Annotated in this window: 10 protein-coding genes; 3 read left to right on the top strand and 7 right to left on the bottom strand. The window is 27.9% G+C overall.

The genetic code is table 11. The features are described 5' to 3' along the window. Nucleotides 1-24: 24 nt before the first annotated feature. Genes LPB03_RS09230 through LPB03_RS09240 form a run of 3 tightly spaced genes read left to right on the top strand, consistent with a single transcriptional unit; the run spans nucleotide 25 to nucleotide 1,369 of the window. Entirely contained in the window at nucleotides 25-444 is a 420-nt protein-coding gene (locus LPB03_RS09230) for a GreA/GreB family elongation factor (protein WP_065317598.1), read from the top strand. A gap of 7 nt (nucleotides 445-451) precedes the next feature. Continuing rightward, entirely contained in the window at nucleotides 452-877 is a 426-nt protein-coding gene (locus LPB03_RS09235; protein ID WP_231953081.1) for a hypothetical protein, read from the top strand. Nucleotides 878-907: 30 nt separating this feature from the next. Beyond that, the gene (locus LPB03_RS09240) at nucleotides 908-1,369 is read left to right on the top strand and encodes a universal stress protein (RefSeq protein ID WP_065317597.1); all 462 of its coding nucleotides are present in this window, start codon (nucleotides 908-910) and stop codon (nucleotides 1,367-1,369) included. A 29-nt stretch (nucleotides 1,370-1,398) separates the two neighbouring features. Here the strand turns inward: LPB03_RS09240 and LPB03_RS09245 are convergent, their stop codons facing one another. From LPB03_RS09245 to LPB03_RS09275, 7 genes are all read right to left on the bottom strand, one after another. Further along, complete coding sequence (locus LPB03_RS09245; RefSeq protein WP_065317596.1) at nucleotides 1,399-1,932, bottom strand: hypothetical protein; 534 nt, start codon at nucleotides 1,930-1,932, stop codon at nucleotides 1,399-1,401. Between the two features lie 55 nt (nucleotides 1,933-1,987). Next, nucleotides 1,988-3,946 (bottom strand): DUF3857 domain-containing protein, encoded by a 1,959-nt coding sequence (locus LPB03_RS09250; protein WP_065317595.1) that lies wholly within the window; start codon nucleotides 3,944-3,946, stop codon nucleotides 1,988-1,990. Between the two features lie 6 nt (nucleotides 3,947-3,952). After that, entirely contained in the window at nucleotides 3,953-5,893 is a 1,941-nt protein-coding gene (locus LPB03_RS09255; RefSeq protein ID WP_065317594.1) for a transglutaminase family protein, read from the bottom strand. Beyond that, on the bottom strand, nucleotides 5,862-9,155 hold the full coding sequence (locus tag LPB03_RS09260; RefSeq protein ID WP_065317593.1) for a hypothetical protein: 3,294 nt from the start codon (nucleotides 9,153-9,155) through the stop codon (nucleotides 5,862-5,864). The genes LPB03_RS09255 and LPB03_RS09260 overlap by 32 nt, the downstream gene beginning before the upstream one ends. Before the next feature lie 32 nt (nucleotides 9,156-9,187). After that, a complete protein-coding gene (locus LPB03_RS09265) occupies nucleotides 9,188-9,553 on the bottom strand; it encodes a rhodanese-like domain-containing protein (protein WP_231953082.1) in 366 nt (121 codons plus the stop codon). A gap of 4 nt (nucleotides 9,554-9,557) precedes the next feature. Further along, nucleotides 9,558-10,964: an MBL fold metallo-hydrolase gene (locus LPB03_RS09270; protein ID WP_065317591.1), complete on the bottom strand. Its 1,407-nt coding sequence runs from the start codon at nucleotides 10,962-10,964 to the stop codon at nucleotides 9,558-9,560. Nucleotides 10,965-11,043: 79 nt separating this feature from the next. Beyond that, a complete protein-coding gene (locus LPB03_RS09275; protein WP_065317590.1) occupies nucleotides 11,044-12,771 on the bottom strand; it encodes a SulP family inorganic anion transporter in 1,728 nt (575 codons plus the stop codon). Nucleotides 12,772-12,799: the final 28 nt, after the last annotated feature.

Raw genomic sequence — 12,799 nt, forward strand, 5'->3', positions numbered from 1 at the left:
TCAAGATTAGAAAAATACAATAACATGAAATACGGAAATATTATACTTGAAAAAAAAGAATATGTGTATTTAAAACGACTTTTAAACCTGAATACGTACGCTAATAACTCTAATACTCAAAGTTCAATACAAAGGCTAATAGAAGAGTTAAAAACAGCTCAAATTGTTGATGATATAAACATGCCAGAAGATGTAATTCGCTTTAATAGCAATGTTAAAGTAATTGCAGAAAATGGCTGGGAAAATACTTTAAAAATTGTTGTTCCATCAGAAAAAAATGTGAAAGAACATAAAATATCTGTGCTATCGCCAATAGGAATTGCACTTTTTGGATATTCAGAAAACGATGAATTAGTTTGGGATTTTCCTGGAGGACAAAGAAAAATTAAAATTGTAGCTGTAAATCAAGATGAAAATCACAAACGAATAGAAGTATTACTTTAAAAACTAGATGATGAACTTACTAAACACCAATATTTATAAACACGACACAGATGTAGATAAATCTCATAAACTAAACACCACAGAACTTTCTAATTGGTTAATGCAATTAAGATTTATAAAAGAAGAACTAAAAATTTTAATTGAATTATGCAGTAATTCTCTAAACAAAAAAAATATAAATGATGAAGAAATACTGTTAGAATTTGAAAAGAAGAACCAAGAAAATGATCATCTGTTAAGTATTTTACATAAATATATGAGCATTAGAGAGCATATTGCAGAATGTGAAGACACTCAATGTGACACTACATATCTCAATGAACATAAAAAACATAAAGAGACCTATTTACAACATATGGATAGTTATAGAAAATTAAAAGATCAATTTTATGTTGATGTACATAAGCAATTAAACTTAAATAATAACTGCTAAATGTAAGTATTTAGAGAGCTGTAAAATATCATGAAAAAAATTTTAATACCTATAGAATTTAAAAACAATAGTGATAAAGTTATAGAATATGCTGTTCATTTACACAAAAATGAAGCCTGTGCTTTTTATCTTTTAAATACATATTCTTTAAATATTTCTGGTTTACAAGCTTTAAATTTTTTAAAAGCTAGTAAAGATTGGTTTGAAAAACCAAAACAAAAATCTGAAAAAGGTTTAGTTATTTTAGTTGATAAATATTCAGCGATTTATAAAGAGCATAAACATCAATTTTACGCACTATCTGAATGTGAAAGCCTAATAAGAGGAATTCAAAAAACAATTGAAAACCTTAAAATAGATTTAATTATAATGGCTACAAAAGCTAAAAAAGAAAAATGTTTTGACAAATATGCCACAAACACAGAAAGAATTATCGAGAATATTAGAAAATGTCCATTGATAATTATGCCTGAAAATCAAACGATTGAATAATACTATTTACTATTAAATGAACACTAATATTAATAAAAAGAAAATCCGATTCCAAAAGAGACACTATCTAACCTATTATTTTTAAAACCTAAGAGCCCTTTTCTATGGAAATCTAGTCTTACAATGGTGTTAACTCTTTTTCCACCTGCAATTTGACCACCAATTCCAAATCCGTAATAATTACCATCTGGATACCTATTTGTTGGTCGCCACATTTTTCCATAACTCGTTTCTATAAAAAAAGCATCATCTTCTCTTTCAGTAATATTATATCTTAAAGTTGTGTAGGTAGGAAACGCATCTACAGCATAATTCCAATGAAAATCATAGCCTGCATGCAAACTCACTGCCAACCGTCTTTTAAACTCATAGCCAATACCTAGTCTTAAAAAAATTGCTGCAGGTACAATTAAAGGTTCACCATCATCTGGATCTAACGTATAATTTTCGTTAATGCCTAAAGTAAAATTGAACGTACTTGTAAAAAAAGGGCTTCCTAATTTTTCTTGTGATGAGAGTTGAACTGCAAATAAAAGAGCAATACTAAATAGTAGTTTTCTCATAAAATAGTTTGGTTGATTTTTTATTTTGAATCAAAAACTATTCCGAGTTCAAATATTATTCTTTTTCTAACAATAAGACTATCTTATTAAAATCGGCTGCACTATTTATTACCTTTCTGTATTCTTCATACAAAGCTACTTTTACAATATTTTTTCTATAATGTTCATCTGCAGTAATTGTTAAAATATTATCTTTTAAAGTGTAATAAGATTTGAAAGAAAATAGTTCTTTCCCTTTTTCTGAATAAACATTATCAATATTAATATCCTCTAAATTTGTTATTTTATAGCCAGCTGGAATTTCTATATTCAAGGTTCTAAAATAACTTCTTTGAAACTCATTCTCTAAAGGTAAAACTCTTTCTTTTTCTTGATATAATTGCATTTGCCCACCAATTAATTGCCCTAATTTAAACAAGTATTTTCTTCCTGCTTTTTCCACAAAATCTTCGGATGTAAAATCTGCAATAAACTTTATTGGTTTTACACCAAATAATTCTGGGTCTTCATTTACTATTTTTCGAGAACTAATTTCTATATTTTTACTTACACTTTCAAAAATACCATCTATTAATTCTTCTCTCTTATCACCTACAATTAAATTGGTGTAAGGCTGAATATTCATAGCATAATAGCCATTAAAAGATCTTTCAAAATGAATTATATTTTCAGTTAAATCTTCTTCATTAAATTTAATATCTACTAACATTGTATCAAAATTTTCAGCAGCTTTTACTGGCTGAATATATTTGATTTTGCCAATGGCAGATTTAAAATCGCCAACAGTTACTTCTTTAATAAACAAACCATATGTATCTGTTTTAAAAGGATCTGGGAAACCATATCTTGTGCCTTCCGAATTAGGAGAAAGGTATTTTTTTGTTTTTGGAAAATAGATTAAAAAATCTGTCAAAAAGTTATTTGCTTCAAACTCTTTATCGAATTTCAAATTATTTCTATCACTTGTTAAAACAAGTTCGTGCTTAATATTTAGAGTTCTTAATAACGCAATATAGAGTTTTAAGACACCAGTTTCATTCGCTACTTTTTTGGTTAGCACCTCATCTAAATTTTGTAAATCTTCCCCATTTACATCCGAAGAAAAAATAGCCGTTTTAATTACAAAATCTATTTTTCTAGCTTTTGTTTCTTCATCTGCATTTTCAGGCAACTTTAAATTTTCTATAAATTTATAAATTAACTTTTTTGTATTTTCATTGTAATCTGGATAATAAAAACTGTACAAATTTTGAGAAACCTTATTGTAAGAAACAATATTATTTGCATTATTTGCAGTGTTTTTATCAAGTTTATAAACTATAAAACCTCTTTGGGCATCATAAGCTGAAAGAGTTTCATCCTCTAATTTTTGCAAGTTTTTTACGTGTAATTTATAGTGATATTTTTTAACTGTAGTTGTATCTTCTACAACTGCTGGTAAATCATTAAAATTTTTAAATTTAAACACTAAATTGGCTGGCGAGAATAGATCGAACTCAACCTTATTTTTGTGATAAGAAGATTGTAAATCCAATCTTTTACCCATGTAAGAGGGATTTTTTTTTGCTACATAAATATATTCGATAAAACTACCTTTTGTAATTCCTTCAAAAGCAAAATATTTATAAGTTCTCCCAGTTTCTTCATCTTGTGCTGTAAGGATTTTAGAAGCGTCTAAGTCGATAATATCTCCTTTTGGATTGATAACTCTGGCTTTGTTTATTTGTAGCTCAGATTCTGATGAAAAAGGTAAATAAACCTTGTTATAATCTTCAATGGCATCATCTGAATTTAACCACAAGACTTTATGCTCTAAAAAATATTCTACTAAACTTTCGCCTTCAAAATAAAACTCTGTAACTACTTTTTCTTTTAAAGCGATTAAACTTTCATCTTTGTTTGTAACGTTATAACTTGGATTTTGCTCCCAATCATAGCTTTTAAAAAAAGGTGCTTGTTGTGCAAAAGCGACTTTAAAACTAACTAAAAAAAGGATTAATAGATATTTTTTCATAGGTCTTTATAATTTTTTGAAAACTACTATTTCTTTGTAGTTCTTTTCAATTTTATCAATTAATTTATTTACTTCTTTTTGTTCTTCTAAACTTAAGGTTAAAAAGTTTAACGTAATTGTTTGGCTATAGACAATTTCTTTATCTGTTTGACTATATTGTATAGTTCCTGTTAAAAATTCATTCGAAAAAGCTACTGTTTCTGGAATATAATCTACTTTATAACCTGCTGGAATTGCTAATTTGGTGATATAATTAAAGTATTTTTTATACTCATATTCTATAGCAGTTTTTCTTTTTTTATCAGTTTTAAACCTAGAAATATCTTTGTTTAAATTTAGATTGATGTAAATTTCATCTCCCAATTTTTTCGAGTAATCATTAATTTCAAAAGTATAATCGACTATAAAATCTTTATCATAATCGTACTTATTAGTTTCACTAAAAGTTTTTACTAAAAACTTGTTATTTCCTTTAAAAAAATTGCTGTTGTAAAATTGTTTTAGTTTTGTATCTGTATCTGCATTTTCTATAGCATTAAAAAAATCAATTTTTGTATAGCCTGCTATTGATGTTTTAGAATTACCAACAACAACATCATTTTCAATTTTCAGGAAAGTAGTATCTATAATTGCGTTTTCTTTGGCTTCAATTACAGGTACTTTTTTGATTTTAAAATCTTTTCCATAAGAAACTAATGCCTCTTTTCCTTGGATGAATGAAGTTGGTATACCAAACTTAATATACCTTCCTGTAGCATCTAAATAATAGGTTTTTCCATTGTTTTCATAAGAAAGAATCATGTGATTATCTACAATTGGTGTTGGTACTTCTTTGTACGTATAAGGAATACTTCTTGTGCCAATCCAAGTTAAATTACCTTTTATGCCAGCAATTTCTAACATTCTATATAAAATACTTGAATTGTCTTTACAATCACCATATTTTTTTCTAAAAACCTCATTAGATTCTCTTGGAATAAAACCACCAAGTGCATATTCAAAAGCAATATATTTAATGTTTTGTTGTGCCCAATAATAAATGGCTTTAACTTTTTCTAACTCTGTTTTTTTATCTGCTGTAATTTCGTTGACTAATTGAACTAATTCAGCATTTGCAGGTTCTACATTAACATTTTCTACTAAGGAATAATACCAATTGTACAAATCTGAGACATCTCCTAAAATCTTTTTTGTTTCTTTTTTTGATTTATAAGAAGTGATTATTGGGACAATATGTGGCAAAAATGTCTTGTGATTTGGAGTACCAGCCTCATTTTCATATTCTGCTTTATTTTCTTGTAACCAAGTATAAACTGTAGTTTTTCTTTTTTCTTCTTTGGTAAATTTAATGTCGTTTTCTTTAACGTGAAATTGCTTAAAATCTAAAGTAATCTCCTTATCAACAATAATTGTTACCTTATTTTTTACAATTGGAAAATAATCACCAAAGTAAAAAGGGCTTAAAAAACGTGGGTTTTTTATAATTTGAGAATATTCTAATCTAGATTTTGAGCCTTTTTGTAAATTCGGATAAATAAAATTTAACGTTTTTGTATCATCATAAAAAGAATCATTTAACTCATCTTTTTCCTTGAATGTTTTTACTTCTGTTTCAATATATTTATCTGTATTATAAAAAAAAGAAGACGCTTTTATTTTCCCTAATTCAAAAAAAGATGAAAAACTTAACCTATTTTTTGAGTTGTAAGTTGCAGATTCATTCAAAAATAAATCTTCCTCTAAAAATTCTTGAGTTATTTTTATGTCATCCTTATCAGTCTCAATTGTTATAATTGTTTCTTGTTGCAAACGAACTCTTGAGGCATCAGGATACAATTTACTATACTTATTAAAATCGCTAGAAAATTGAGCACTAATTTCTGAGATTGAGAAAAGTAAAACAACTAAAAGTATTCTAAAAAGTTTCGACTTTGTATATTTTTCCATTGATGTATTCCTTTTTCTTTTCTAATTTCCCAGCTTTATTATAATAGTTTGAAATACCATGCAATTCGTTATTTAAAAATAATCTTTCTGCTTTTTTATTTCCATTTTCATAATATGTTTTTACTATACCATTTAAAGATCCATATAAATAAGTAGCTTCTGTTTTAAGTTTACCATTTTCATAATAGGATTTTCTTACACCATTAAAAACATCAACTTCATAATTAATATCATCAGCTATATTGCCATTATAATAGTAAGATTTGTAATTGTTTACAATATCGCCATTTTTAAATTCCATGGTTACAGAAGGCTTTCCATTATCAAAAAAAGCATTTATTTTTCCTGTTTCATTTGTTAATTTAATCATAGGAACTTCTGCCCCATTTTTATCTAAATAACTGTAACCAATTAAATCTCCATGATTGTAAAATCTTGTTAATTGCAAATTTCCAGAAGTTGCATAAAATTCCTTTTTTCCATGTAATTTGCCACCATAAAATGTTGCAGTACTTTCTGTTTTTCCGTTTTTATAATAATTGATATCTGTGCCAACTTCTGAACCATTTTCATAATTATAAAGAGCCTCTAACTTACCATCTTTATAATATCTAGTTATTTTACCATTTATATTTCCAAGTAAATACATAGTTGTACTTTCTAATTCGCCAGTTTCTAAAAACCAAGACCACAATCCATTTTGCTCTCCATTCAAATAACTTCCTGTAACTTTTTTATTTCCATTGTAATAAAACTCTGAATAATCGCCATGTTTTATGCCATTTACTAAAGTAGCTTTTGTATTAGGATTTCCATTTAAATCATTTATAATTACAACATATTCTTTTTCTTTGTTCATGTAATTTATCTCCTGTAAAGGTTTCCCTTGTAAATCTAAAATTACATCTGTAAGTTGTGTGCCAAATTCATAAGTAGCTGTTGAATTTAATTTACCAGCAACATTAAAATATTGTTGTTCTCCATGCAATTCGCCTTTATAAAAAAAGTTAACCGATGATAAAGAACCATCTTTTTGGTAATATCTCCATTCTCCATGAGCAGCATTTTCTTTATACCAACCTTGTGATTTTATTTGTTTATTAAGATAATAATCGACAAAATAACCTTCTAAAACATCTACTTTATATGGAGAAATAGATTCCACATTTCCATTTTTATAATAGGTAAAATAATCTCCATCCGTTTTATTTTCTATAAAATTACCTTTGGCATTTAAAACTCCATTATTTGTATAAAATTTCCATTCGCCCATTTTTCCTCCAGAAATATCATACAAACCTTCAGAAGTTTTAATCCCTTTAGGAGAATAGCCTTCGTAGAAAAATTCGCCACCTTTCTTTTTTCCTGTTTTTATAACAGCTCCTTCTTTATCAAAAAAGGTATATGCAATCATTTCTCCTTTTCTGTAAGTGTATTCATAATACAATTTTCCATCTGTATCATAATACTTATAACTATCATCTAAATCGCCAACGTTATAAAAAAAGTCACTTTCTAAAGTTCCGTCTAAATAATAGGTTTTCCAATTACCATCATAATAAGCTTTATCACTTTGCCCAATTTCGGTAATTTGACCTGTTGGAAAATAACTTTTATAACTCCCTTTTAGCTCGCCATTTACATATTCAGTTTCCAAAGAAATTTTATGATCATGGTAATATCTTGTTACAGTTCCTTCTAATTTACCTGCTACATAATTCGATTTTTCATACAAATCTCCATTTGCGTAAAATTCTTTAACCTCACCTTCAATAAATCCATTTTTATAAGGAATTATAAACTCAACAATTTTTTCACCAACTTTAAAATACGATTTATAAATTCCTTCAAGTTCTCCTTCTTTAAAATATTTTCTTTGTTTTAAAGCTCCTTTTTCATCAAAATACTCATATTCTCCATCTAATTCATCATTTTTATAAATAGCATTTATATATTTTTTGCCATTATTATAAAACATTTCATTTTTACCATCTAACTTTCCATTTGTGTAAGATGCAGTTTCTTTAAGATCATTTTTATAATCAAACCAATTCCATTCTCCTATTCTTTCTTCTTTATCATTAAAATTTCCTTTGGCAACTATTTTTCCTGATTTGCTAAAAATTTCCCATGGTCCAACTGAAACATTGTTTTCTTTAGTTCCAACTGCATTTACAGCGTCACCAACATATTCATAATAAACCTCTTGCTCTTTTCCATTAAAATTAATAGTAGTTTTAGAAACTAATGCTACCCATTTAGTTTTTAAAGCTTCTAAAAAAGTAGAAATATCATCCGTTTTTTTCTCTATAATTTTTTTGTACTCTTCATTTTCAATTGAATAAGAAAGGGTGTAAATAAAATTATCGAAATAGTTATTTTCTGAAATCCATATATACAATGGTAAATACTTTTGTGACCAAAAATTGTCTTCACCTTTAAAATCTTTCAATTTTGCCAACATTGCATGATTTTGTTTCGTTAAAGCTATATTTATAGGGTTGCCTGTTTCATATTTCTCGTTCATGGCAATTTTGCTGCTTAGAACCAAATCTGTTTCTTCGTAAGAATCATCTGCATCTTCTAATTCCACATCAATATCTCTTTCATTTGAGTTTTTTGAAACTACAATATTATTTAAAGATTTTAAAGTATTAAAAGCGCCTTCTGCATCTGGTTCTAACAACAAATACATATTAAAAGCCATTAAAGCTTGTGTTAATCTTTCTTGCTTATAATAAATATTACCAATTTGTAAATGTGGTTTTTTATTAAAAGGATTTAAAATAATACTCTTTTTATAAAAAGATAAAGCTTGGTTTAGTTTTCCTAAACTTTCTAGAACAACTCCTGTATTAAAATGTAACAAGTAATTCTTAGGATACATTTTTATTCCTTTACTATAGGTTTCTATAGCTTCATCGTATTTTTCTAAATTCGTTAAAGCAACACCTTTGTTTATATAAAAAAATACTTTGGATTCTTTATGATTGTCGTTAATACCTTTATTAGCAACTTCTATTGCCTCTTCATATTTACTTAATTGTAATAAATAATAAGATTTAGAGGTTAAAAGCGGATAATAAATGGAGTCGTTTTTATTAATTTTATCAATTAATTCTAACGTTTTTTCGTAGTTCCCTTTAGAAGAAGCTTCTGAGATTTGTTCTTTAATCTCAGCATAATCTATGAACGGAATTTTTTTTTGTGAATAGCTAAACTGAGCTATCAATACCATAGCAATTATTATTCTTTTAATCATACTCAACTAATAAATTTAATTTTTCTTTTCTCTTAATTTTCTTTTTTCCATTGGTTAAAACCACCTAAAACATGAATTACGTTAAAACCTTCTTCTTTTAAAATAACACCTGCTTTTTCGCTTCTATTTCCAGACCTGCAATACAAATACACTGTTTTATTTTTGTCTAGTAGATTGCTTGCTTTCGTTTTAAAATCTTCCTCAAAATAATTAGCAAAAACTGCAGTTTCTATAAAACCTTCCTTTATTTCTTCTGGGGTTCTAACATCCATCAATTGAATATTTTTAGTTGCTAATAATTCTTTAAGTTCTAAAGTTGTAATACTTTCTACTTGTTGTTTTTTATCACAATTGATAAAAAAAACGCTCATCAACAAAAAATAAATTACAGGTTTCATTACGTTATTTTAAAGTTGATGGACAAACTGTAGCCGTTCTTTTAATCGTTGTATTTCTGATGGCTGCATAACCACCTGCAACATCTATTACGTTATGGAAACCTCTTGCTTTTAAGATTGATGATGCAATTACTGAACGATAGCCTCCTCCACAATACACATAAAAATCTTCTTTTTTAGGGAACTCTGTTATATGATCATTTAAAAAAGACAAAGGTGTACTTGGCACATTTTCTATATGTTCACTTTCGAATTCACCTGGTTTTCTAACATCAAAAACAATGGCATTTTCTTTTATTTTATCACCTAAAACGTCTGCAGAAACAGATCTTAAAGTGTCAATTTCTTTATTTGCATTCTGCCAAGAAGCAAAACTACCTTCTAAATATCCTAAAACATTATCGAAACCAACTCTAGACAAACGAGTAATTGTATCTTCTTCCCTACCTTCTGGAACTACCAATAAAATTGGCTGTTTGGTATCTTTAATCAAAGCACCAACCCAAGGTGCAAAACCACCATCAATACCAATAAAAATAGATTGTGGAATAAAGCCTTTTATAAATTCTGTTTGATGACGAACATCTAAGATTACAGCATTTGTATCATTTGCCATAAATTCAAATTCTTTTACTGATAAAGGTTTTGCGCTATTTTTAATCACATCATCTATTGATTTATAACCTTCCCTATTCATTTGTACATTTAAAGGGAAATAAGCTGGAGGAGGCAATAAACCCTCTGTAACTTCTTTAATAAATTCAGCTTTGGTCATGTTTGCTCTTAAAGCATAATTGGTTTCTTTTTGATTGCCAATTGTACCCACAGTTTCTTTACTTAAGTTTTTACCACAAGCAGAACCAGCTCCATGTGCAGGATATACAATTACATCATCTGCCAAAGGCATTACTTTATTACGTAAACTATCAAACAATAAACCTGCTAAATCTTCTTGTGTTAAAGCTCCTTTTTGTGCTAAATCTGGTCTACCAACATCACCTAAAAACAACGTATCTCCACTAAAAAGTGCATGGTCTTTTCCGTTTTTATCTTTTAAAAGATAACAAGAACTTTCCATAGTATGTCCTGGAGTATGCAACACTGTAATTTTAAGATCACCCACTTTAAAAACTTGATGATCTTCTGCAATAATAGCATCAAAATTAGTTTTTGCTGTTGGTCCAAAAACAATTTTTGCACCTGTTTTTTCTGCTAAAGTTACATGACCACTCACAAAATCTGCATGAAAATGAGTTTCAAAAATATATTTGATCTTACTATTATTTTTTGCAGCTCTATTTATATAATCTTGTACTTCTCTTAATGGATCTATAATGGCAACTTCACCATTACTTTCAATATAATAAGCACCTTGTGCTAAACAACCTGTGTAAATTTGTTCTATAATCATAATCTTATTCTTTTAATCAACTATCAAAATTACACTTGAAAACTTTTTCTTAAATGATATTTTTAAGTTGTATTCTTAATTATTTATATGCTTGGTGGATGTATTTTGCGTACTTTTCTTGATGTTTTCTGCAGCCAGTTTTATAAAATTTTACAGCTTGATTGGCTCTCATAAAAAAATGATTGATGGTGATAATATCTAAAATACCACTTCTAAACAAATCGTCTCTCACAGGACCTTTTACACCTGCAAAATAAAATTCTACACCTTTCTTTTGATAAAACTTAATGCGTTCTTTTAACATTTCTACTCCAGTACTATCTACTCTATTGATGCTTTCTGCATCTAATACAATTAATTTTAATGCTTTCCCTTTTTTATCCGCCATTAAATCTAAATGATCTCTAAAATAATTAGAATTGGCATAGAATATTTGTGCATCAAACCTGAAAACTAAAATATCATCATCTATAATTACTTCTTCAAAACGGTTTTTGTTTCTATAAAAATTAGAGTCTGGCACTTTGCCTAATTCAGTAATGTAAGGTTTAGACGTTCTGTATATTAGAACGATTAGTGATAAACCCACTCCTGCCATTATTCCATATTCTATTCCTAAGAGTAATGTTGCCAAAAACGTTGCTAACATCAACCAAAAATCTAAATTATTGGCTTTCCATAAAAAAGCTGCTTCTTTAAAATTGATTAAATTAAAAACTGCTACAATAATAATGGCAGCTAAAACCGTTTTTGGTAAATGATAAAATAATGGCGTTAAAAAAAGTAATGTTATAATTACCATTACAACAGAAATTAAAGCTGCCATTCCTGTTTTTGCTCCACTTTCTTGGTTAATTGCAGATCTTGAAAAACTAGAGGTTGATGGATATGCTTTAAATAAAGACCCAACCATATTTGCCAAACCTAAAGCAATTAATTCTTGGTTTGGTCTTATTCTATATTCGTCTTGTTTTGCTTCTAAAGATTTACCTATGGAAATGGTTTCTAAATAACCAACCATTACTAACGTAAATGCAATTGGTAACAATTCTTTTATTTGTTCTAAGTCGAATTCTGGCACTCCAAAAAAGGGCAATCCAGATGGAATATCTTTTACAATTGAAACATCATTAAAACTTGTTCCAAAGTATTTCATTATTAAAATTCCAAGTACAACAACAATTAGCGCACTTGGTATTTTTTTATTTATCTTTCTAAAAAAGATAATAATACTAACAGATATCAAACCAATTACTGTTGTATGAATATTGTAATTCGTAATTTGAAACCAAATATCTTCTATAATATACTGTATTTGATCACTTTGCATAAAATCTACACCCAGTAAATTTCTAAATTGATTTACACCAATAATTAATGCAACTGCAGATGTAAAGCCAGTAATTACTGGTTTTGATAAGAAGTTTACAATAAATCCTAAACTAAAAATACCCAATATAAATTGAATGGAACCTACTAATAATGCCAATAAAATTGCAATCGAAATATAACTTTCTGAACCTGCTAAAGCTAATGTAGAAACTCCTGTTGCCACAATTAAGGAATCCATTGCAACTGGCCCAATTGCCACTTGTCTAGAAGAACCAAATATAGCATACATAACTTGTGGAACTAAGGCACAATACAAACCATAAATAGGAGGTAAACCTGCAATAAGTGCATACGCAATTCCTTGTGGAATTAAAACAATACCAACAGTAATCCCTGCAACTAAATCTCCTTTAAAAAGTGATTTGTTGTAGTTTGGTAACCATTCTAAAATTGGTATTACTTTTTTTATGTTCATTTATTCTTAGCTGTTTGCTAAAGGCTAT

It is taken from the genome of Polaribacter vadi, from assembly GCF_001761365.1.
GTDB lineage: Bacteria > Bacteroidota > Bacteroidia > Flavobacteriales > Flavobacteriaceae > Polaribacter > Polaribacter vadi.